Source organism: Rhodococcus sp. 06-156-4, from assembly GCF_002259345.1.
Lineage (GTDB): Bacteria > Actinomycetota > Actinomycetes > Mycobacteriales > Mycobacteriaceae > Rhodococcoides > Rhodococcoides fascians_E.
On record NZ_NPGB01000018.1, the window covers coordinates 80,626 to 107,625 of the forward strand.

Consider the following 27,000-nt stretch of genomic DNA (forward strand, 5'->3'; position numbering starts at 1 on the left):
GTCCATTTCAGAAGAGAAAAGCACTCTATTTCGCCAGATAATTCTCCAGAACATTGCCGACTTCGGAAAGAACTTCGGGTTCGATCATTTGATTGTGAGCACAATCGATCGTCCTGATTTCAAGTTCTCCTTCGATGAATGCATTCCATACCGCTGGATCGCGGTCGACCCCGTCACCCGACCCGCGACCTGCCGCGAAGAACAAGACATTCCCGTCGAAGACGTCGGGCACGAAACGACTCATGATCGACGTCGAATTGGCAAAACCGTCGTTGATGCGCTCGAGGTGCTCCGGGGTCAGACCGGTGTCCTGTCCGAACGACGCCGACAACAATTCGACAGCGCCCTCGTAGGTCAGCGGCCCATCCGACGCGACGGTCGGCAGGTCGAGTCCGAGCCCCTCGAGTAGTTCCTCGACGCTGAGCTTCCCCTGAGGAGTGTCGTCACCGGACTCGACGTAGCTGTCCATGATGGTCAACGAATCGACATCCGCTCCGCCCCGCCGGAGCTCGACCGCCACCGCATGGGCGACAGCACCGCCGAGAGACCAACCGAGCAGGTTGTACGGACCGGCGGGACGGACCCGACGGATCTCCTGCGCGTACCGAGCTGCCAGCGCCTGGATCGAATCGAACGACCCTCCCTCGGTGATACTCGGCAGCTGCAGGCCGTACACCGGTCGATCGTCGGCGAGGTGCCGGACGATTCCCGAATACCCCCACGACAACCCGATTCCGGGATGGATGCAGAACAGCGGGTCTCCGCTGCCTTCTGCGCGGAGAGGTACGACCACACCGAATGCGCTGTTCAAGCCCGCCCCAGCCGTGTCCTCGCTGCTGTCCACCCGCGCCGCAAGTCCGGCCGGCGTCGGATCGAGGAACAGTGCCTGCAGCGGAACCCTCACACCGGTCGCAGATTCCAACGCCGGTACCACTCGGGTTGCGACGAGTGACGTACCGCCGAGGTCGAAGAAGTTGTCGTCGACTCCGACGCGCTCGACACCGAGGACGTCGGCGAACACATCCACGACCGCCTGTTCGGTTGCGGTCGACGGCGCGCGGTACGGCACGGTGGACGCCGTCAGCTCCGGCACCGGCAACGCACGGCGGTCGAGCTTGCCGACGGGCGTCAGCGGAATCTCGTCGAGGAAGACGATTGCCGTCGGAACCATGTGTCGGGGAAGAACCGTCGCCACGTGTTCGGTGACCTCGACGGACCCGACCTCCACCCCGGAGATCGTTCGAACGTACGACACGAGCACCGTGTCGCCCGACGGCGCGGTGTGCCCGATCGTCGCAGCGAAGTTCAGCGCAGGGTGGTCGGTGAGCACCGAGTCGATCTCACCCAGTTCGATCCGGAAGCCACGGACCTTGACCTGGAAGTCACTGCGACCGACGAACTCGATCTTCAGTTCACCCGATTCGTCTCCGTGCGCCGAGCTCACCCACCGCACGACATCGCCGGTCCGGTACATGCGTTCGCCCGCTTCGCCGTACGGGTCGGCAACGAACCGTTCCGCCGTCAAGGCGAACCTCTCCACGTAACCGCGGGCCGTTCCCGGTCCGGCGATGTACAACTCACCCGCGACGCCCGCCGGCACCGGCCGAAGTCTGGCGTCGAGCACGAGGAAGCGGAACCCGATCGCCGGGCTGCCCACGTCGATCGTCCGTCCCGGTACGAGCGGGCCGCCGACGCTGGCCTGGATCGTCGTTTCCGTCGGTCCGTAGCCGTTGAACATCATTCGGCCCGGTGCCCACCGTGCCACCAGTTCCGGAGTGCACGCTTCGCCACCGACCGCCAGGACGCCGACGTCGCCGAGGCGCGTGGGGTCGATCGACGCGAGCGCAGCCGGCGTGAGGAAGGCGTGCGTCACCCGCGAGCGCTCCAGCAGATCGGCCAGGTCGTCGCCGCCGAAGACACCGGGAGGAACGATCACCATGGTGGCGCCCACGCCGAACGCCATCGTCAACTCGTAGATCGATGCGTCGAAACTCGGGGACGCGATGTGCGAGATCCTGGAGTGCTGCGTCGGGTGGAAACGCAACGTGACCTCGTCCTCGAGGTTCGCCAGGCCTCGGTGCCGCACCGCGACGCCCTTCGGTCGACCGGTCGATCCCGACGTGTAGATCAGGTATGCGGGGTTGTCGAGGTGAAGCGGAGTGACCCTGTCCGCGTCGGTCACCGGCGAGGTCGGGTACCGCTTGATGTCGGCGGCGAAATCCTCGTCGTCCACCACGAGCCAGGTGATGCTGTCCGGCAGGGAATCTCGGTGGTCTCCTACGGTCAGTCCGATCGGCGCACGGGAATCGTCGAGCATGTGCGCGATGCGATCCGACGGGTAGTTCGGGTCGACGGGAAGGAACGCGGCACCCGTCTTCGCGACGGACCAGATGGACAGAATGGACTCGATCGACCTCGGCAGAGCCAGCGCAACGAACGTCTCCGGCCCGACACCGAAATCGATGAGCATCCGCGCGATACGGGTCGACCACTCGTCCAACTGGCGGTAGGACAATTCGACGTCGCCGTACTCGACGGCGATACCGTCCGGGTTCGCGGCGGCAGCGTCGGCGAGAATCATCGGCCACGTCCGGAACGGACCGCCCGCCTCGCCCCTGGCCGGCGCGAGGGCCGGATGCTCGTGTTCGCCGAGCACGTCGGCATCCCCGATCGGTGCGGACGGTGCCGACACGGCAGCGCGCAGGATACGAACGAATCTGTCCGCGAACGTCTGAACTGTCGCAGCGTCGAACAGCGACGTCGCGAAGTCGAATGCACCGTCGATACCGGCGGGTTCGCCGGCGTCGACGAACGTCTCCGCCAGCAGCAACTGAAGGTCCTGCTTGGCAACCGGCACATCGAAATCGACGCCTTCGACGGTCAGCTCCGGTAGGTCCAACCGTGCAGCTGTGTTGTTCTGGAACGACAGCGCAACCTGCGACAGCGGAGCGTACGACGTGGACCGAGTCGGGTTGAGGACTTCCACGACACGCTCGAACGGAATCTCCGTGTGGCCGAACGCTTCGAGGTCCGACTCGACGACACGGCCGAGCAACGACTCGAAGGACTCCGCACCGTCGACGACCGTGCGCAGGACCAGAGTGTTCACGAACATGCCGACGAGGTCGTCCAGCGCCGCCTCACCGCGACCGGCGACCGGTGTGGTGATCGCGATGTCGTCGATTCCGCTGAGCCTGGCCAGTGTCGCCGCGAACGCACTGTGCACGACCATGAACATCGTCGCACCGCGGTCACGGGAGAACTCCACCACCCGACGATGCAGATCTGCATCGATGTCGAACTTGACGCGCCCACCGCGGAAGTCCTGGTTGGTCGGACGTGGACGGTCGGTGGGCAAGGGCAGCAGATCAGGTGTACCGCGCAGGGCGGTTCGCCAGAATCCGAGTTGCTGTGCGGCGACGCTGTTCTCGTCGTCCTCGGAGCCGAGCAGTTCTCGCTGCCACAGCGTGTAGTCGGCGTACTGCACTTCGAGGGGACTCCACGCCGGTGCCGAACCCGCCGTCCTCGACGAGTACGCGACCATGACGTCGCGTGCGAGCGGTGCCATCGAAGCTCCGTCCGCCGCGATGTGGTGCACGACCACGGCGAGCACATGGGAGTCCTCGCCGGTTCGATAGAGCGCCAGACGAATCGGGATTTCCGTCGTGACGTCGAACCCGCGGCCCGCGAAGCGACCGAGCGCGTCGACCAGTTCGTTGTCACGCACCGATTCGACCGTCACCTCGGGGATGACATCCGCGGCGGAGTGAATCACCTGTGCGGGCGACCGCCCGACGTTCGGGAACGTCGTACGCAGCGACTCGTGCCGCTCGAGTACGTCCGCGACAGCTGCTCCTAACGCGGACTCGTCCAACGACCCGGTGAGTTTCACGACCAGAGGAACGTTGTATGCGGGCGAGGCCGGATCGAACCGGTTGATGAACCACATGCGCTGCTGGGCCAGCGACAGCGGTACCGCCTCAGGCCGCTCGACGGACCGCAAGACCGGACGTCCGCCGGAATCTCCCGCCGATCCGGCAACGAGGCCGGCGAGTCCCGCCACGGTCGGAGCCTCGAAAATGCTGCGCACACCGATCCGAGTCCCGAATTCGGCATTGACACGGGCAATCACCCGAGTCGCAGACAGCGAGTCACCACCGCGATCGAAGAAGTTGTCCAGCGCACCCACGCGGTCTGCTCCGAGGATCTCGGCGAACACCTCGGCCACCGATGCCTCGGCGTCCGTCCGAGGTGCGACGAAATCCACACCGTCGGAATCGAACTCGGGCGTCGGCAGCGCGCGCCGATCCAGCTTGCCGACCGGAGTCAGCGGGATGTCGTCGAGCTGAACGAACGCAGACGGCACCATGTGCCCCGGTAGCCGCTCGGACGCGTGCGCCGTCAGCTCACCGTGATCGAGCGTCGAACCCGATGTCGACGCACGGACGTACGCAACCAGAACGGTGGCACCGGACGGTGATTCGGCGCCGATCGTCGCAACGAAATCGACAGCCGGATGCGTGGCGAGCACCGCGTCGATCTCACCGAGCTCGATGCGGAAGCCGCGCACCTTGACCTGGAAGTCACTCCGCCCGACATACTCGATCGTGTAACTCCCGCCGGCTCCACTGTCCCCGATGGTCGTTCCGCCGGCTCCACTGTCCCCAATGGTCGTTCCGCGGGCTCCACTGTCCCCAATGGTCGTTCCGCCGGCTCCACTCCTCCAGCGGACGAGGTCGCCCGTGCGGTACATCCGCTCACCGGGAGCGCCGAACGGATCGGCCACGAAACGCACCGCACTCAGAGCCGGACGGTCGTGGTATCCCCGGGCGAGACCGACGCCGGCCAGATACAGCTCACCTGTCACGCCCACGGGTACCGGTTGCAGCCTGCTGTCGAGCACGACCTCGTGGACGCCTCGGATCGGACCACCGATCGTCAGAGCAGCCGACGCGTCCAGTGGATCACTGATGTTGGACATGATGGTGGCTTCGGTCGGGCCGTACCCGTTGTAGAGCTTGCGTCCCGGGGCCCACTTGGACACCAGTTCTGCCGGTACGGCCTCACCGCCGACGACCACGTGAGCGAACGTCTCCAGGCCACCGGGATCGACCGACGCCAGCGCCGACGGAGTGATGAACGCGTGCGTCACGGCTTCGTCGGACAGGATTCGGTGCAGTTCCTCGCCGCCGTAGACCGTCGGTGGCACGATGACCATCGTTGCTCCGGCACCGAAGGCCAGCAGATATTCGAGCACCGACGCGTCGAAGCTCGGCGACGACACGTGCAGAGTTCTGGACTCGGGCGTGACCGAGTATCGCTCGGCCTGTTCGTGCGCGAAGTTCTCCAGACCGGAGTGCGTCACCACGACGCCCTTGGGCAGACCCGTCGAGCCCGAGGTGTAGATGGCGTAGGCGGTGCTGTCGACCCCGAGGCCGGCGACACGTTCGTGTTCCGCCAGCGGTTCGGCAGGCATGGCCTGCAGCTCGGCGTCGGTCGCTGGATCGTCGAGCACGATCCAGGGCATGCCGTCGGCGACAGTTTTCGGGAGGTCCCCGAGCCTGTCGGCGATCGTCAGTCCGAACTGGGCGCCCGAGTCGGTCACCATGTGTTCGATGCGATCCCGCGGATATCCCGGGTCGACCGGAACGAACGCTGCACCTGTCTTGGCGACGGCCCAGACAGCGACGACCGATTCGATCGAGCGTGGAAGACCGAGCGCGACGAACGACTCGGCGGATACGCCGCGCTGCAGCAGCAGCCGAGCGAGGCGAGTGGAACGGCTGTCCAGTTCGTCGTAGCCGAGCGATTCGGTACCGAACCGCAACGCGACCCGGCCGGTGGACTTCTTCGCTGCGTTCTCGAAGATGTGACCGAGGAGGACGGTGGAACGTCCCCGAGGTCCGTGGACCGGTGCGAGGGCAGCGCGCTCGGACTCGGCCAGCAGGTCGATACGGGCCAGCGACGTTCTGTCGTTCTCGACGACGGCGTGCAGAACCCGAGAAATACGCGCGATGATCCGCTCGACGTCGTCGGCAGTGAACAGCTCGGGCAGGTACTTGACCTTCAGGTGCAACCTGTCGTCCACGGACGCGACGAGTGTCAACGGGTAGTGCGCTGCATCCGTACCGAGAACGTCGGCAACCTTCAGCCCGGCGATGTCGGTGTCCTCCGACAGCCCGGCTTTGTCCACCGGGTACGACTCGAAGACCGTCAGGGTGTCGAACGAGACACCGTTTCCGGCGGCCCTCTGGATATCGGTCAAGCCGAGGTAGTGGTGATCGAGCAGGCTCGCTTGTTCCACCTGTACCCGGTCGACGAGATCTCCGACGGCTTCGGCCGGATCGAGCGAGATGCGCACCGGCAGTGTGTTGATGAACAAACCGATCATCGATTCGATACCGGGGATCTCCGGTGGTCGACCCGAGACAGTCGCCCCGAAGACGACATCGTCACGACCGGTCAGTGCCGCCAGTACGACGCCCCATGCGCTCTGCACGATGGTGTTGAGCGTCGCGCCGCGGTGCGCTGCCAGATCCCGCAGGGCAGCGGTGGTCTCCTTCGACAGCGATTGCGTCGATTCGACGGACACGGCCTCGAGCTTCCGCCCGCGATCCGCGTCGGCCAGCAAGGTCGGTTCCTCGACACCGGACAATGCCCGAACCCACTCCGCCTTGGATGCGGCTGCATCCCGGCGCCGCATCCAGCTCAGGTAATCGCGGTACGCGGGAACGCGGGGCAACATCGAATCGTCGCCGGCCGTCGCGTACAACGTCAGCAGTTCCTTGATCAGCAGCGGCGTGGACCAGCCGTCGAGCAGGATGTGGTGGTTGGTGAGCAGCAAGCGCCACTCCCCCGTGCCGTCCGCACCGACGGATTTCGTGATCAGCGTGAACCGAAGCAGCGGAGCGTGATCCAGCGCGAACCTGCGTGCGCGGTCCTGCCGGAGCACCGAGTCGAGCGCTGCGTCGGGATCCGGCGTACCCGACAGGTCCACGTGCGACCACGGCACGTGGATCCCCGTCTGTACGACCTGCACCGAATCACCGTTCGAGTTGTGCACGAACGCTGTTCGCAGGTTCGCATGCCGGTCGAGCAACGTCTGTGCCGCGGCTTTCATACGATCCGCATCCACGACGCCGCGAAGCTCGAGTCCGAGCTGCACCATGTAGGCGTCGACGCCCGTATCGACCTCCAGTGCGACATCCGCGGCGACCTCACCTGCGAGTCTCGCGTGGAACAGGAGCCCGGACTGCAGCGGAGACATCGACCAGACATCGTCGAGATCCGGGAATCGATTTTCCAGAGCGCTGATCGTCGGCTGATCGATGTCGACGAGCTCGAGGTCGGACGGTGTGTACCCGCCGGCTTCGGGCGCGTCGGCGTGAGTGGTCAGTGCTGTCAGTGCCTCCACCCACAGTTCCACCAGGCGATCGACCTCGGGTGCGGTGAGGACGCCGGACGGGAACGCGAACGTCGCGTCCAGTACCGGACCTTGGTCGGTGGTGTTGGTGACCGCGTTGATGTCCAGCAGCGCCGGCACCGGCATGTCGGGATTCTGTGCATCGCCGAGCGTGGTGTCGGACACCGGGATCCAGCCGACGTCGTCCATTCCCTCGGAACTGCCCGTGGCGAATCGACCCAGGTAGTTGAAGCTGACCTGAGGCTTCGGGAATCCGGCCAGCGCGGCCCGGCCTTCGTCGGTGAGGTACCGCGCCATACCGAACCCGATGCCGTGGTCCGGGATGGCCAGCAACTGTTCCTTGACGGCCTTGATCGCCTCGCCCGCAGCCGACCCTCCGGCAAAGGCGTCGGCGACGTCGATTCCGTTCAGGTCGAGGCGGACCGGGAAGATGGTCGTGAACCATCCCATCGTGCGGCCGAGATCGGCACCGGGTACGACGCCGTCCTCGCGTCCGTGCCCTTCCAGGCTCAACAACGCATCGCTCAGCGGCGTGTCGCCATCGGCGCCGCGTTCGTTGCGCCAGGCGATCAACGCCAGTGCGAGGCCCGCGAGCAGACCGTCGCCGACGCTTCCGTGGAACTTCTCCGGGACTGTGGTGAGCAAGCGCTCGGTGACGGTGACCGGCAACGACGCCCTGATGCGTTCGACCGTAGCGTCGACGTCCACTGTGGGGTCGAGCGCACGAGCTCCGATCAGCGGATCGGGTCCGTCGAGGATCGACGTCCACAACGCGAGTTCGTCGGTGCGCTCGGCGGCGACGTCGACCAGTCCGGTTGCCCAGCGACGCATCGACGTGCCGGTGGGAGCAAGTGCCGGCTGGTCCCCCGCTACTACCTGAGACCACGCCGACGCGAGATCCGGAACCAGAATTCTCCACGAGACACCGTCGATCACCAGGTGGTGTGCGACGACGAGCAAGCGGCCCGCACCGCTGGGAGATTCGAACCAGACCATCTGGATCATGCGGCCGGTCGACGGATCGAGTCGGTCCGCTGCCTGATCCAGTTCCGCAGCAGCCTGTGCCGAAAAGGCGTCGCCGGACACGTCGTCGACCGTCACATGGTGGAGCACCGAGGAGGCCGAGACCGAGCCCACGGCCGCGACCGTCTCGGTCCACACGCCGTTGTCGTCGCGATACAGCTGTGCCCTGAGCATGTCGTGGGTATCGAGAATCGCCTGGACCGTGCTCTCGAGAGTCGACCGGTCGATGGACTTCGGCAGCTGCAGAAGTGCAGTCTGGGTGTATCGACCGAACTCCTCGCTCCGCTCGAGCATCCACTGCACGATCGGAGTTAGAGGTAGATCTCCGACGCCTCCTCCTGGCAGTTCCTCCAGCACGACGACGTCGGCGTCGCCGACGAGTGCCACCACCTCGGCGAGACCGGCGACGGTCTTGCGCTCGAACACGTCGCGGGGGGCGATGACGAGACCTGCTGCCTTGGCGCGAGACACGAGCTGAATCGACATGATGCTGTCTCCGCCGAGAGCAAAGAACGAGTCGTCGACGCCGACGGTGTCCAGCCCGAGCACCTCGGCGAACAGCGCGGCCAGGCTGTGTTCGATCTCGGACGCGGGTGCCCGGCTCTGAGTGACCCGAGACGAGAAGTCCGGCGCGGGTAGCGCTTTGCGGTCGAGCTTTCCGTTCGCGGTCAGCGGGAGCTCCGCCAGCACGACGAGTGCCGCAGGCACCATGTACGACGTCAACGACGAGGCGACGTCGTCGAGAACACCTGCGACGTCGAGCGTGCGCCCGGCCTCGGGTACGACGTATCCGACCAGTCGATCACCGGCCCCGTCGTCGCGCACCGAGACCACGGACTGCGCAACTCCGTCGACTCCGAGCAGAGCCGATTCGATCTCGCCGAGCTCGATACGGAACCCGTGCAGTTGGACCTGCATGTCACTACGACCGAGGTATTCGAGCCGACCTTCGCGGTTCCATCGAGCGGTGTCGCCCGTTCGATACATCCGTGCGCCGTCGGTGGCGTCCGGATCGGCGACGAAACGCGTTGCCGACAGTCCGGCGCGTCCGAGGTATCCCCGGGACAGCTGGCCACCCGAGACGTACATCTCGCCGGTCACTCCAGGCGGAACGAGCCGCAACCTGTTGTCGCGGACCGACACCGAGAGCCCGGGGATCGCCTGGCCGATGACGCTCGCCGACGCCGAGGCAGCGAACTGCTCGGTCAGCGCAAGGTGGCTCACGTGCACGGTGGTCTCGGTGATTCCGTACATGTTCACCAACGTCGGAGCGTTCTCCGGGTGGCGTGCGTACCACCGGCCGAGCTGACCGAGGTCGAGCGCTTCACCGCCGAAGACGATGTACCGCAACGCAAGTCCTGCGGAATCTGCAGGCGCGACACGGTCTGCCTCGGCGAACTGGTAGAACGCCGTCGGGGTCTGATTCAGAACCGTGACCTGTTCGGCAACGAGCAACTCTCGGAACAACTCCGGCGAGCGAGCGGTGTAGTAGTCGACGACCACGAGGGTGCCGCCGTAGAGCAGTGGCCCCCACAACTCCCACACCGAGAAGTCGAAGGCGTAGGAGTGGAACATCGTCCACACATCGGTCTCGTCGAACTCGAACAAGTCGACGGTGTTCTCGAACAGCGTGGCCACCGTGGAGTGCGCAACCTGCACGCCCTTGGGACGGCCCGTACTGCCCGAGGTGTAGATGACGTAGGCGATCGACTCCGCGTCGACGAGTCCGCCGACTTCGTCCGGCGTCAGCGGACCCGAGTCGAGACCGTCGAGCACCTCGACCACGGACGGATCGTCGAGCAGAACGGTCGTCAGTTCGTCGGTCGGCACCGCCGTGACATCGGCGATCGTGGACACCACACAGACCGGCCGAGCGTCCTCGAGCATGAACGCCAACCGGTCGGCCGGATAGGTCACGTCCACCGGCAGGTAACCGCCGCCTGCCTTGAGGACCGCGAGCAGGACGACGACCAGTTCGGCGTTGCGCGGCATCGCCACCGCGACCAGGGTTTCCGGACCGACTCCTCGCGACACGAGGTGACGGGCAAGCTGATTGGACCGCCCGTCCAGCTCGGCGTAGGTGTAGCGGCGACTGCCGAACACCACCGCAGTGTGATCCGGGAACCGTGCAGCCGACGCTTCGAAACGCTGCGCCAGAGTGTCGTTCGACGGAGTCGATCCCTCGTGATTCCAGTCCACCGTGAGCGCGTGAACTTCGTCGTCCGTCAGCATGTCGACATCGCCGATGGCGCGGTCGGGGGCAGCAGTCACGCCGTCGACGAGCATCGAGAACCGTCGGACGAACTCCCGAACCGTCGACTCCTCGAACAGATCGGTGGCGTACGTGAACGCCATGTCGATGCCGGAGGGAACGCCGTCGTCGTCGAAGTTCTCGGACACGGTCAACTGCAGATCGAACTTCGCGATGCCTGCATCGATGTCGACTCCGTCGACGACGAGATCGGGTAGCTCGAGGTGCGCCCGCTGATTGTTCTGGAACTCCAACAACACCTGGAACAACGGAGAATGATCCGTCGACCGCGACGGCGCGAACTCGTCCACCAACCGCTCGAACGGCACATCGGTGTTGTCGAACGCAGCCAGATCCGCCGCCCGCGTCGCCGCCAACAACTCCACGAACGACAGGTGCGCCGACACCTCCGTCCGCAACACCAACGTCCCCACGAACATACCGACCAACGCATCCAACCCGGCCTCACCACGACCCGCGATCGGCGTACCCACCACGATGTCCTCGGTACCACTCAACCTGGCCAACAGAGCGGACCAGGCTGCGTGGACGGTCATGAACATCGTTGCCCCACTGCGCCGGCTGATCCCGGTCAGCGCGGCGTGGGTGTCGGACGAGAGATGGAACGGTACCGAGGCACCGCGAAGCGACTGCTGGTTCGGCCGTGGCCTGTCGATCGGCAGCGGCAGAACCTCGGGTACGTCCGCCAGCGTGCGCGCCCAGAAGGCCAGTTGGCGTGCGGCCAGTGACGCCGAGTCGGACTCGTCACCCAGAAGAGCCTGTTGCCACAGTGCGTAATCGGCGTACTGCACCGCGAGAGGTTCGCGGACAGGGGCAGAACCTGCCACCCGCGCCGAGTACGCGATCATCACATCCGAGGCGAGCGGCGCCATGGAGGCACCGTCGGCCGCGATGTGATGCACGACGATGGCCAACACATGCTGGTCTTCACGACCGTCGAGCCGGTACAGCGAGGCACGGAACGGCATGTCGGTCGTGACGTCGAACCCGTGGGATGCATCCGCCATGATCCGTGCCGTCAGATCGCCCGCGTCCACGTCGACGACATCGAGGACATCGAGGACGAAACGGTCGTCGGGGACCGAGTGGATGTGCTGCCTCGGCCGCTCACCCGCCATCGGGAACGTCGTACGCAGACTCTCGTGCCGCGCAACCACATCCGAGACCGCTGCCCCGAGCGCTTCGACATCGAGATGTCCGGTCAAGCGCACCGCGAGTGGGATGTTGTAGGCAGCCGATTGCGTGTCGAACTGGTTGATGAACCACATCCGCTGCTGTGCTTGCGACAACGGCACGATCTCCGGGCGCACCGCAGGCACCAACGGGGGTCGATCCGCGGCGGATTCGTCGGACTGCGCTCGCAGCGACAACGTTGCGACGGTGGGTGATTCGAAGAGCGCACGCACAGTCACCGAACTGCCCAGGGCAGAGTTCACCCGCGAAGTGACCCTGGTGGCACTGAGCGAGTCACCACCGAGATCGAAGAAGTTGTCGTCGACACCGACGGAGTCCAGCCCGAGAACCTCGGCGAACACGTCCGCTATCGCTCGCTCGGTATCCGTCGTCGGATCGCGATGCTCTGCCCCACGCGACAGGTCGGGGACGGGTAGCGCGCGTCGGTCCAACTTGCCCGCCGGAGTCAACGGAATCGACTCCAACACAACGAACGCCGACGGAACCATATGCGACGGCAACACACCCGCGACGAACTCCCGCAAACCCTCCACATCCACAACCGCACCCACCACCGGCAACACATACGACACCAACACCGTCGCACCCGACGGACCATCCACACCCACCGTCGTCACGAAATCCACATCACCATGACCCACCACCACCGAATCGATCTCACCCAACTCGATCCGGAAACCACGCACCTTCACCTGAAAATCACTACGACCCACATACTCCAACACACCCGAACCAGACCACCGCACGACATCACCCGTGCGATACATCCGCACACCACCACCGAACGGCGCCGCAACGAACCGCTCCGCCGTCAACGAAAAACGATCATGGTAACCACGAGCCACACCAGGACCCGACAAATACAACTCACCCACCACACCCACCGGAACAGGCCGCAGCATGGAGTCGAGAACGACAACCGAGAATCCGCGCACCGGTGAGCCGATATCGATGGGTGCACCTGGACGCATGGGTGTACCGAGCGACGCGAACACGGTCGCTTCCGTCGGTCCGTAGGCATTGAACAGATCGCGGCCCGGGGCCCACCGTTCCACCAACTCGGAACCGGCGGCGTCGCCGCCCGTCACCACGACCTGCAGATCGTCCAGACCCGATGGATCAACCGACGCCAACGCAGCAGGAGTCACGAACGCATGGGTCACCGATTTCTCGGCCAGCACCGCTGCGAGCTCGACGCCGCCGTAGACGTCGGTCGGCGCGATGACCATGGTTGCGCCGCCACAGAACGCCAACACCATCTCGAGCACCGACGCATCGAAGCTCGTCGACGCGAAGGCGAGCACACGCGAGTCGGTGGTGACCCGGAAGCGGGTCCGCTCCTCCTCGGCGAGATCGGCGATACCGCGGTGCGTGACCACCACGCCCTTCGGCACACCTGTCGATCCCGAGGTGTAGATCAGATACGCCGCATCGTCCAGCGACGGAACTGCCCGGCTGTCCGGCCGTCGACCGTCGACTGCCACAGAAGTCGACTCGGATGCAGACCAGTCGATCTCGTCGAGGACGATCCAGTCGACCTCCCGCCCCGCTTCGGTCAGCACGTCGGTGTACCGAGCCACCGAGATACCCACCGGTGCCGAGGAGTCGGTCAACATGTGTTCGATGCGATCCTGCGGATACGACGGATCGACGGGGAGAAACGCTCCGCCGGCCTTCGCCACAGCCCATACCGAGACGACGTACTCGATGGAACGCTGCAGTCCCACCGCCACATAGGTGCCCGGGCGGACACCGCGCGAGCGCAGCACGTCGGCAACTCGCGAGGATCGCGCGTCCAGTTCCTGATACGTCACGGATTCGTTGCCCGCGACCACGGCGATCGCGTCGACACCGCCGGTGCCGACGGCTGTGTTCACGGCGTCGGCGAAGACGTCGGACAACAGTCGTCCGGCAACGGATTGCGCGCCGTGTACCGGGATCAACAGGTCACGCTCGGACTCGGACAACAGTTGCAGCTGCCCGACAGGTAGTTCCGGCTGGGTCGCGAACGCGTCCAGGACGGCCACGATCCTGCCGAGAATGGTCTCCACGGCATCCTGCTCGAACACCTCGGGCAGGTACTTCGCTTCGACGTGCAGTCGATCGTCGGCCATCGCGACCAACGTGAGCGGATACTGCGCGGTGTCGCTGCCGTCGACGATTCCCGACACACGCAGCCCTGCGATGTCGGTCTCGTCGGACAGTCCACCGCGGTCGACGGGGTACGACTCGAACACCGTCAAAGTGTCGAAGGCGACCACTGGACCGACGGCCCGCTGGATCTCGGTGAGACCGAGGTAGTGGTGGTCGAGCAGACCTGCCTGCTCGTTCTGCAGGCGGATGACGAACTCGCTCAACGACTCCCGCGGATCGAGCGTCACTCGAACCGGGAGAGTGTTGATGAACAGGCCGATCATCGATTCGATGTCGTTGATCTCCGGCGGCCGCCCGGACACGGTCGCGCCGAACAGGACGTCGGTGCGTCCGGTCAGCGTCGCGAGCACTGTGCCCCACGCTGCCTGTACCAGGGTGTTGATCGTGACACCACGGTCCCGAGCGAACACGCGGAGCGCAGTGGTGTCCGCCGCGTCGAACGACGTCAGCGCACGACCGGCTCGGGTCGATTCCTGTCGCCGGCTCTCGACCGGGGTCAGGAGAGTCGGCTCGGACAGTCCCTCGAGCGCCGAGATCCAGGCCTGACGACCGGCTTCGCCGTCGCGCCTGTTCATCCACGCCAGATAATCGCGGTAAGCGGGCACCCGAGGGAGCACCGCGTCGTCGCCGTCCGTCGCGTACAGAGTCAGCAGCTCGCGGATGACGAGCGGCGTCGACCAACCGTCGATCAGGATGTGGTGGTTGGTCAGCACGAGTCGCCACTGTCCTTCGGCGACCTGGACGAACGTGAACCGCAGCAGCGGTGCGTCGGCCATGTTGAATCGGGTTGCGCGGTCGGCGGCGAGGATGCGATCGAGCTCGGCGTCCTTGCCCTCTGCCGGCACGTCCCGCAGGTCGATGTCCGACCACGGAACGTCGACGCTTCGCTGAACGACCTGCAGGGCGTTGCCGTCGAGGTCGTGAACGAAGGCCGACCTGAGGTTGGCATGGCGATCGAGCAGAACCTGAGCGGACCGATGCAACCGGTCCGCATCGACCGAGCCGCCGAGTTCGATGACGAGTTGGACGATGTAGGCGTCGACTGTCTGATCGGACAGCTCGGCATGGAAGAGCATGCCCGATTGCAACGGAGACATCGACCAGATGTCGGTCAACGTCGGATACCGCTTCTCGATGTCGACGATCGAACTCTGCGGCAGCGCAACGAGATCGAGGTCCGACGGGGTGAACCCACCAGCGCCTGCACTGCGCGCGTGCCGGGCGATGCTCGTCAGAGCGTTCACCCACAGGGTCGTCAACTGTTCGACGTCGTCTCGTTCGAGCACTCCCGACGGGTACGCGAACGTGGCGCGGAGGGCGTCACCGCGCTCTCCGCTGGTGGTGACTGCGTTGATGTCCAAGGCGGCCGAGACCGGTAGATCCTGGTTCTGGACATCGCCGATTCTGTCGTCTTCGACCGGGAGCCAGCCTACGCCGCGAAGATTCTCGGGAATTCCCGCGCCGTACCGTCCGAGATAGTTGAAGCTGATCTGCGGCGACGTCAAGGGTGCCAGTACGTTTCGCGACTCGTCGTCCAGGTAGCGGAGCATACCGAAGCCGATGCCGTGGTCCGGAATTCCGAGAAGTCGTTCCTTCACGGATTTGATCAACGCGCCGGCCGACGAACCGCCGCTCATCGCGTCGTCGACATCGATGCCGCGCAGATCGATTCGAACCGGATAGATGGTGGTGAACCATCCGACGGTACGAGACAGGTCCGCGCCGGGGACGATGTGGTCCTCGCGTCCGTGGGCCTCGAGCGAGACGAGCGAATCCTGGGTCTCGATACCTCGTGCACGTCGCCACGCGCCGACGGCCAGCGCGAGACCGGCCATCAAACCATCGTTGACGCTGCCGTGGAACACTTCCGGAACGGATGTCAGCAATGCCTCGGTCACGTCGGCCGACAGCTCGACCTCGACGTGATCGACCGTGGCGTACACGTCGATTTCCGGGTCGAGCGCTCGCGAACCGACCAGCGGATCGTCCCCGGACAGTGTGTCCTTCCACAACGCCAGCTCGCCCCGGCGGGACTCCGCCGCGTCGGCGAGACCGTGAGCCCAACGCCGCATCGACGTACCGACGGGAAGCAGGCTTATCGCCTCACCGGCCTCGAGCTGTGCCCATGCCGTGGCGAGGTCGGGAACCAATACACGCCACGACACGCCGTCGACGACGAGGTGATGCGCGACGATCAACAGTCGTCCGGACTTGTCGGCGGCTTCGAACCAGACGAACTGGATCATGGAGCCGCTCGCCGGGGCCAGACGTGCTGCTGCGCGTTCGAGCTCGGCCGAGGCGACCGAGGAGAACTCGTCACCGGTGCTCGAGCCGACCGAGACATGGTGCACCACCGCGGCAGCCGCGACGGAGCCGATGGGCTGCACGTCCAAGGTCCAGTGCTCGTCCTCGTGACGAAGGCGCGCACGCAGCATGTCGTGATGATCGAGCACCGACTGTACGGTCGCTTCCAGTGCGGATCGATCGATGTCGTCCGGCAAGGTCAGCAGCGCTGTCTGTGTGTGGCGGTCGAACACGTGCGTCCGGTCGATCATCCACTGGGTGATGGGCGTGAGCGGCACGTCACCCACGCCGCCGCCCGGAAGTTCTTCCAGCACCGTGACCGAGTCGCCGTCCGCGGACGACGCGACCTCGGCGAGTGCGGCAACCGTCTTGCGTTCGAACACATCCCGCGGCGACAGGACGAGGCCTGCTGCCTTGGCCCGCGACACCAACTGGATGGACATGATGCTGTCTCCGCCGAGAGCGAAGAACGAATCGTCGATACCGACCTGCTCGAGGCCGAGAACTTCGGCGAAGAGTCCAGCCAGCAGCTTCTCGATCGCGGTGTCCGCCGCTCGGCCGATGTCGGCCGGACCGTCGAACGTGGGCTCGGGAAGCGCACGGCGGTCGAGTTTGCCCGCAGGGGTCAGCGGAATCGACTCCAGCCGAACGAACGCGGTGGGGACCATGTGGGCGGGCAACACCGCGGCGACGTGCTCGCGCAGGATCGCCGCATCGACAGTCGGCGACGCGGACTCCGCGGCGACGAACCAGGTCACCAGGATGGTGTTGCCGGCCGGTCCCTTGACGCCGGCTGTCGTCGCGAAGTCGACACCGTCGTGCGCACCGACTGCCGCGTCGATCTCGCCGAGTTCGATGCGGAAACCGCGCACCTTGACCTGCGAGTCACTGCGACCGACGAACTCCAGTGCACCGGCCCGGTTCCAGCGAACGACGTCGCCGGTCCGATACATCCGGCTCCCCGGTTCACCGTAGGGATCCGCCACGAAGCGCTCGGCCGTCAGCGGAAGTCGACCGTGGTAACCGCGGGCGAGAGCCGGACCGGCAAGATACAGCTCACCCGGTACACCGACAGGCACCGGCCGCAAACGAGAATCGAGTACGACCTCGGCGAAACCGATTGTCGGAGAACCGATGTCCACGACGCCGCCGGGGGCGAGCTCGTTGCTGATCGACGAGAAGATGGTGGCCTCGGTCGGTCCGTACGCGTTGAACATCTTCCGGCCGGGCGCCCACCTGGACACCAACTCCGGCGGGCATGCGTCGCCGCCGGTTGCGATGACGCGCAGTTCCGGCAACTCCGTGTGGTCGACCGTTGCCAGCGCCGCAGGAGTGACGAAGGCATGGGTCACGTGCTTGTCGCGCATCAAGTTCGACAGGTCCGGGCCGCCGTACATCCCGGACGGTGCGATCACCATTGTAGCGCCTGCTCCGAACGCAAGTACGAACTCCAGGACGGACGCATCGAAACTGGGTGAGGCGAACGCCAACGTACGCGATCCCGGCTCCACCTCGAACCGTGAACGTTCTTCCGCGGCGAGGTTGGCCAGACCGCGGTGGGTCACCACCACGCCCTTGGGCACACCTGTCGACCCTGAGGTGTAGATCAGATACGCAGCGTCGTCGATTCGCAGCGGCTCCACACGCTCGGCGTCGGTGATCGCTGAGGTCGAGAACGTGGACGTCACGTGCTGGAAGCGCGGGTCGTCGAGAACCACCCAGACGACACGGTCGGACAACGCCGCCAGTGCGGAGTTGTCGGCGAGCGTCGTCAGTCCCAGCGCAGCACCTGAATCGGTGATCATGTGCGTGATTCGGTCTGCTGGGTACGTCGGGTCGACAGGCAGGAACGCCGCTCCGGCCTTCGCCGTGGCCCAGATGGCGACGATGGAGTCGACGCCACGCGGAAGTGCGAGCGCAACCACGTCACCGGGGCCGACACCGTGGTCGACGATCAGACGAGCCAGTCGGGAGGACCGAGCGTCCAACTCCCCGTACGTCATGACCCCGTTGTCGACATCGAGCGCATGGGCCGACTCGCCTGCGGACGCGACGGAGTCCGCCAGCAGTTCGGGCAACAGCCGAGGTGGCATCGGCGTGGCGCCGCGAACGGGCGTCAGCGCGTCGAGTTCGTCCGCGGACAGTATGTCGATGTCGCCGACGGCAACGCCGGAGTCCGAGGTGACCGCGTCCACGATTCGAACGAATCGGTGCGCGAACGTGTCGACGGTGGCAGCGTCGAACAGGTCGGTGGCGTACCGGAAGGAGGCCTCGATACCGGCAGCCTGTCCGGACGCGTCGAAGCGCTCGGACACGGTCAGTTGCAGATCGAAATTGGCGATGTCGTTCGCCAGATCCATTGCCTCGACGTTCAACCCGGGCAAAGTGATGTTCGGGCGATCCGTGTGCTGGAATTCCAGCATCACCTGGAACAGCGGGGTATGCGAGGTGGACCGGACGGGATCGAGCGCATCGACGACGCGCTCGAACGGAATGTCCGAGTGAGTGAACGCCGCGAGGTCGGTGGCCCTGACATCGGCCAGCAGGTCGCGGAAGGACCGCGCGGCGTCGATCTCGGTCCGCAGAACGAGTGTGTTGACGAACATTCCGACGAGATCGTCGAGTGCGGCGTCACCGCGACCGGCGATCGGTGTACCGACCGAGATGTCCGACGACGCGGACAGGCCGGACAGAAGCACCGCGAGCGACGCGTGAACGATCATGAACACGCTGGAATCGCGCAGCGTGGCCAGCTCCGTCATCCGTGCGTGGACCTGGGAGTCGATCGAGAACTCCACTGCCGCACCGCGGAAGGACGATTCGGCCGGACGCGGACGGTCCGACGGGAGGTCCAGAACATCCGGGGCTCCGGACAAGGTGTCCACCCAGAAGCCGAGTTGCTTGCTCATCACGGAATCGGTGTCCGATTCCTCACCCAGGAAGGCGCGCTGCCACAGCGAGTAATCCGCGTACTGCACAGGCAGAGCCGACGTCGTCGGCGCCTCGCCCTGGGTACGCGCGCTGTAGGCGACGATCAGATCCCGAGCGAGCGGACCGGTCGAGAATCCGTCGGAGGAGATGTGGTGCACGACGAACGCGAGCACGTGATCCTCCGGTCCGACCTCGATCAGTCGAGCTCGGACGGGGACACTGCTGGCAACGTCGAATCCTTCGGATGCGACCTCGGTGACGAGGCGAAGGACATCGTCCTCGGACTCGGCCGGGATCGGAGTCAGATCGGGCAGCGCCTGGTGCGATTCCAGAATCGACTGGACGGGACCGTCGTCGGTCAGAGGGAAGACGGTCCGCAAGGCCTCGTGGCGGTCGACGACGTCACCCAGTGCACTGCGCAGTGCGGTGGTATCGAGCCGGCCGGTCAGCCTCATCGCGAAGGCCACGTTGTACGCAGCCGACGATGTGTCGTACTGGTTGATGAACCACATACGCTGCTGTGCAAGAGAAACCGGGATGGACGCCGGTCGCTCCACTGGAACCAGTGCCGGCTTCGGGTCGGTCCGGTAGCCCTGCGATTCGACGGCCGCAGCCAGCGAACGCACGGTCGGCGAGTCGAACAGATCGCGAACGGTCAGGCTCGATCCGAGAGCCGAGTTGATGCGCGCCACGGCTCGCATCGCGACGAGAGAGTTGCCACCGACGGCGAAGAAGTTCTGGGTGACGCCGATGGGTTCTCCGCCCAGAAGCGCGACGAACTCTCCGACGATGATCTCCTCGACCGGATTCGACGGTGCGACGATCTCGTCGTCGGTCAGCGTGAACACCGGGTCCGGCAAGGCTTTCCGGTCGAGCTTTCCGCTGGAGTTCAGCGGGAACTCGGCCAGTTCGACCACGAGCGACGGCACCATGTACGCCGGAAGGGACTCGCCGACGGCGCGTGCCAACTCGGCTGCGTCGACGGTTGCTCCCCGCACTGGCACGACGTAGGCCACCAGAGCCTCGCCCGTGGAGACGGTGCGGTGCACGACGGCCACGGCGCGCGCGACGGATGGGTGGCGAAGCAGCGCCGATTCTACTTCCGGCAACTCGATTCGCAGTCCGCGGAGTTTCACCTGAAAATCGGTTCGGCCGATGTACTCGAGATTGCCATCGGCGCGCCACCGCACGAGATCACCTGTGCGGTAGAGACGTTCGCCCGGTTCACCGTACGGATCGGCGACGAAGCGATCGGCTGTCAGATCACCGCGACCGACGTAACCACGCGCGAGTTGGACACCCGCCAGGTAGAGCTCACCCGGTGCACCGATCGGCGCAGGCTTCAACGACGCGTCGAGGACGTAGGTGCGCGTGTTCCACACCGGAGCACCGATCGGAATCGACACCGGATCCGACGAGACGCAGTGGTACGACGTCACGTCGACCGCTGCTTCGGTGGGACCGTACAGGTTGTGCAACTGCGCATCCGAGAAGGCAGCGAATGCCTCCACCGTCGCAGGTGGCAAAGCCTCGCCGCTGCAGAACACCAAGCGCAGCGACTCGCAGTCCTCGGCGTGCGCACCGTCGACGAAAACGGCGAGCATGGACGGCACGAAGTGAAGGGTGGTGATCCTCTCACGCAGAATCACCCGCGACAGATACTCCGGATCACGGTGACCGTCGGGAGCTGCGATGACCAGTTTGGCGCCGACCTGCAAGGGCCAGAAGAACTCCCACACCGAGACGTCGAAGCTCGCCGGAGTCTTCTGCAGGACGTTGTCCGACGGCTCGAGCCGGTACCGGTCCTGCATCCACAGCAGCCGGTTGACGATGGCCTCGTGCGAGACGGCCACGCCCTTCGGCCGCCCCGTCGAACCGGAGGTGTAGATGACGTAGGCGGTGTTCGCGCCAGTGATGTCGCCGAGACGCTCCGACGAGCCCAGCGGAGTCGTCGCCCTGTCCGAGACATCGATCAGGTCGACGGCGAGGACCGGAGTGGCCACCGACACGTCGATCCAGTCCCTGCTCGTCGTCAGGATGCAGACGGGCTGCGCGCTGTCGATGACGTACGCCGATCGGTCCACGGGATGGTCCGGGTCGATCGGTACGTAGGCGCCGCCGGCTTTCATGATGGCGTACATGCCGACCAGCAGATCGGCGGACCGTCGAATCGCCAGTCCTACATGCGATTCCGGTCCGACTCCCAGCGACACCAGGTGACGTGCGAGCTGGTTGGCACGCTCGTCCAGCTCGCGGTACGTCACGTGCTCGTCGTCGAACACCAGCGCGATCGAGTACGGGCTTCGCGCGACCTGCAGGTCGAACAAGCTGCCGAGCGTCGGGTCCGATCCGACCTGGGGAGGGAGCCGGTGCTCGGTGGAGTTCCATACGGCGAGCACGGTGTCACGCTCGGACACCGACAGGATGTCGAGATTCCGAAGCGGCGCCTGCGGCGCACGGGTGATCGACTCGAGCAGCCGGAGAAAACGATCGACGAAGCGGTCGATGGTGCCCGGGTCGAACAGCGCGGTGGAGTACGTGAACGCCGCACTCGACGTGCCGCTGTCCCCCGCTGCTTCGTCGATCCGAAGCTGGAGATCGAACTTGGTGGTGTCGGTGTCGATTTCCTCGATGTTCACCGTCAGATCGGGTAGCTCGAGGTGCGCCCGCTGATTGTTCTGGAACTCCAACAACACCTGGAACAACGGAGAATGATCCGTCGACCGCGACGGCGCGAACTCGTCCACCAACCGCTCGAACGGCACATCGGTGTTGTCGAACGCAGCCAGATCCGCCGCCCGCGTCGCCGCCAACAACTCCACGAACGACAGGTGCGCCGACACCTCCGTCCGCAACACCAACGTCCCCACGAACATACCGACCAACGCATCCAACCCGGCCTCACCACGACCCGCGATCGGCGTACCCACCACGATGTCCTCGGTACCACTCAACCTGGCCAACAGGAGCGCCAGTGCGGAATGGAACACCATGAACGGTGTCGCGTCGTGTGCGGCGCCCAGCCGCACGAGCTCGGACCGCAGTTCCGCGGGAATCTCGAATCTCGTCGTTGCGCCCGCCACGGATTGAGTGCTGGGGCGCGGTCGATCGAGAGGCAACGGCAGAACGTCGGGCGCATCCGCCAGTACTCGGGACCAATACGCCAACTGGCGGGACATCAGAGATTCCGAGTCGGACTCCGACCCCAGCAGTCCGCGCTGCCACAGCGAGTAATCCGCGTACTGAACTGCCAACGGTTCCCAGGCCGGAACTTCGCCGGCCACCCGGGACGAGTACGCGATCATCACATCGGAGGCGAGCGGCGCCATGGAGGCACCGTCGGCCGCGATGTGATGCACCACGATGGCCAGCACATGCCGATCCTCACGACCGTCGAGCCGATAGAGCGTAGCTCTGATCGGCATGTCGGTCGTGACGTCGAAGCCGCGTGCAGCGTCGGACGACACGTGCCCGGCCAGTGCGCTCTCGTCGATGGACACCATGTCCAGCGACAGATCGACGTCGGCCACGTCGAGCACTACCTGCCGAGGCAGCTCGCCCACCGTCGGGAACACGGTTCGAAGACTCTCGTGGCGTTCGACCACGTCCGTCACCGCTGCGCTGAGCGCCGCGACGTCCACGGCACCGGACAACCGCACTGCCAGTGGGATGTTGTAGGCAGCCGACTGCGTGTCGAACTGGTTGATGAACCACATCCGTTGCTGGGCGAGCGACAGCGGAACCACGTCCGGCCGCTCCGCACGAACCAGCGCGGGACGATTCGACGAGCCGGCGGTGTCCTCGGCACGAGCGGTCAACCCGACGACCGTCGGCGCCTCGAACAGATCGAGAACCCGCAGAGACGAACCGAGATCGGCGTTCACCCGAGCGATCAATCGTGTTGCGACCAAGGAGTTTCCGCCGAGATCGAAGAAACTGTCGTCGATGCCGACCTTCGGCGAGTCCAGCAGGTCCGCGAAGACCGCGGCCACTCGTCGTTCGTTGTCCGTCCGTGGGGCACGGAACACCGAGTGCGACGCCAGCGTCGGAGACGGTAGTGCGCGTCGGTCCAACTTGCCCGCCGGAGTCAACGGAATCGACTCCAACACAACGAACGCCGACGGAACCATATGCGACGGCAACACACCCGCCACGAACTCCCGCAAACCCTCCACATCCACAACCGCACCCACCACCGGCAACACATACGACACCAACACCGTCGCACCCGACGGACCATCCACACCCACCGTCGTCACGAAATCCACATCACCATGACCCACCACCACCGAATCGATCTCACCCAACTCGATCCGGAAACCACGCACCTTCACCTGAAAATCACTACGACCCACATACTCCAACACACCCGAACCGGACCACCGCACCACATCACCCGTGCGATACATCCGCACACCACCACCGAACGGCGCCGCAACGAACCGCTCCGCCGTCAACGAAAAACGATCATGATAACCACGAGCCACACCAGGACCCGACAAATACAACTCACCCACCACACCCACCGGAACAGGCCGCAGGCGCGAGTCCAGGACGAGCTGTTCCGAACCCGAGATGGGAGCGCCGATGTCGACACCACGATCAACCGTCAGTGGCTCGCTGACCGACGAGAACACCGTGGCCTCGGTCGGACCGTACGCATTGAACAGCGACCGCCCTGCACCCCACCGCTCGACCAGCTCCGCACTCGCTGCATCACCACCGGTCACCACGACCTTCAGATCATCCAGACCCGACGGATCCACCGACGCCAACGCAGCAGGCGTCACGAACGCATGGGTCACCGACTCGCCCGACAACACTGCAGCCAACTCGGAACCGCCGTACACATCCGTCGGCGCGATCACCAGTGTGCCGGCGCCGCCGAAGGCCAGCAGCACTTCGAGCACCGACGCATCGAAGCTCGTCGAGGCGAACGCGAGCACACGTGAGTCGGTGGTGACCCGGAAGCGAGCCCGCTCCTCCTCCACGAAGTCGCCGAGTCCGCGGTGCGTGACCACCACGCCCTTCGGCACACCTGTCGATCCCGAGGTGTAGATCAGATACGCCGCATCGTCCAGCGACGGCACCGGACTCGGTGTTTCAGGCCTCGGTGTTTCAGGACTCGGTGTTTCAGGACTCGACACAGTCTCGGCAGCGACGAGGTTCGATTCGTCGAGCGAGACCCAATCCACCGAGGGCCCGGACTCGGCCAGTACGTCGATGTACTCCGACGTCGACACCCCTACCGCGACACCGGAATCCGACAGCATGTGCGCAAGGCGATCCGCCGGGTACGACGGGTCGACCGGTACGAACGCACCGCCGGCCTTGGCCACTGCCCACACGGCAATCACGTACTCCACCGAGCGCCGCAATCCGACTGCCACGAACGAACCGACACCGACGCCGCGTGCGACCAACAGCTCGGCCACTGCAGTCGACCGAGAATCCAGCTCTCCGTAGGTCACCGGTGCACCCGAACCCGCAACCACCAATGCCTCGGCACTCACCCCCGCAGCCTTCACCGCGGAGGCGAAGATCTCCGGCAACAACTGCCCGCCCACCGACGACGCACCGCGAACCGGGACCAGGGCAGCCCGCTCGGCGGACGTCAGAACATCGACGTCGCCGACCGGACGGGCCGGATCGGTGGCCGCGCTGCGCAGCAACGTCACGAGCCTGTCGAGATGCGCCTGCGCTCGGCCGTCGTCCGCTTCCGAGTCATGGACGAACCGAATCGACATACCGGCGGGAACGCCGAGCGCATCGAACGTCTCGTGCACGGTGACCACGACGTCGACCACATCGAGATCGTCGCCCAGGTCCTCGACTCCGAACGACAGAAGCACGCGGATCAAGTCCGCTTTCGTGGACCCCGCCGAGTTGACCGTCGCACCGACCGACTCCAGCGATGCGCCCGCGTGAGCCAGTGCAGCCGAATCGATGTCACGCAGCCGAGCACCCAGATCGGAGAACGACTCCGCTGCGTCGACCGACGACCGGAGGACGACGACGTTGCCGTCGGTCGATCGCGTACGCACGCCGATCGAGATGTCGGTTTCGTCGGCCAGTCGTGACAGCAGCACGGCCAACGCCGAGTGGACGGACACCAGCACGCTGGCGTTCTGTTGATTGGCCGCCGACAACAGGCCGCGGTGGGTGGCGGCGTCGATCGACGCGGAGGCTGTCCTCGGAGTCGGAGCGCCCGTCCGTTCCCCCTTGGATCCTGCGCTGGCGAACCCGGCGAAACCGACGGGGCTGGGCGCGTCGGAGAGCACCGAGGTCCAGTAGTCGAGTTCGGAACGCTCGGCGCGCCGAATCCTTCCCACGTCCGCACTCGGGCGATGAACGGTATCGACCGCGTCGTGCGGGCTCGCTTCGACGAACGCGTCGACGACCTCGACGAACGTGCGGTGGTGACGGACGAGGTCCTCGTCGACGTAGCGATTCGGGTTTCCGCGGAAGTCCACGAACGTTCGTGCAGGGCTACCACTCTGGTAGATGTTGACCAGCAGGTCCTCGACCGGACCGGAAGTGACGATGTTGAATTCGCCTGCAATGGAACCGAGTTGGATCTGCTGGTGGAACAGCATCACGTTGACCATCGGACCCGTGAGGTCGGCGTCCCGGCCGCGCGTCGCCAGTTCGCGCCGAATGTCTTCGAGGCTGAACCTCTGGTGACGCAACGCACCCATGAGTTCCAGCTGCACCTGCTGTACGAGGTCGCCCACGGTGCCGTCGGGATCCACACGGATCGACAGCGGAGCGACGTTGACGAGCATGCCACCCGAACGACGGAGCAACGCGGTGGTTCTTGCCGACACTGGAATGTTGATCAGCACCTCGTCGCGCCCGGTGACCCTGGCGAGGTAGCACGCGAACGCGGCGATGACGACGGCCGCGGACGTCGCGCCCTTGGTCGCGTCCGATGCTTCGAGCGCATCGACGATCTCGGTGCGCAACGCTTCGCTCGACAGTGTGCTTGCCGCGACGGTCGCGCCGGGTGTGTTCGCGAGGGAAGCACCACCACGCGCGTGGCCGACGTGTTCGACCCAGTAGTCGCGGTCCGATTCGAATCGACCGGAGGAGCGGTACTCCTGGTCCAGCTGGTACAGCTTCTGCAGTTCGGCGGCTTTGGCCGGTGGCGGCTGTGTGCCTTCCTGCTCCGCGGTGTAGAGCTCCGCCGTCCGATTCACCATCGTCATGGCTCCGTAGCCGTCGAGCGCAACGTGGTGGATCTTGCTGTACCAGAGGTACCGGTCGTCCTCGACGTGAAGAATCCAGACGTCCACCAGGCGATCGGTGGTCACGTCGACCGGAGCGGTGTAGTTGCGATCGATCCACGTCTTCGCCGCGGCCATGGGGTCGTCCTCGGACCGCAGGTCGAGGTAGTCGACCGAGTCGTCGATGCTGTGATCGATCACCTGCATCGGTTCGCCGTCGACCTCGAACAGACGGATGAAGGCGGACTGGAACTCATGGCCGGCTTGACGCGTCGACTTCCTCAACAACTCCAGGTCGAGGTCGCCCCGCAAGTCCACGTACTGCGCGATGCAGACAGGAACCGACGGCGCCAACTGCTGCGCGAACCACATTCCACGCTGAGCCGACGACAACGGGAACGGCTCCGATGCACCTCCCTCGGGAGGAAGTGATCCATGGGACTCGCCTGAGACCGCGGCGCGCATTCAGACAC

1 protein-coding gene is annotated in these 27,000 nt (G+C 65.4%); it reads right to left on the reverse strand.

Annotated features, from left to right (window positions below):
* Positions 1 to 25 precede the first annotated feature (25 nt).
* A complete protein-coding gene (locus CH290_RS11290) occupies positions 26 to 26,992 on the reverse strand; it encodes a non-ribosomal peptide synthase/polyketide synthase (protein WP_094620646.1) in 26,967 nt (8,988 codons plus the stop codon).
* Positions 26,993 to 27,000 lie beyond the last annotated feature (8 nt).

Bases quoted from the DNA above. Each gene is read 5' to 3' on its own strand.
- CH290_RS11290 (WP_094620646.1), bottom strand. From the start codon at position 26,992: ATGCGCGCCGCGGTCTCAGGCGAGTCCCATGGATCACTTCCTCCCGAG.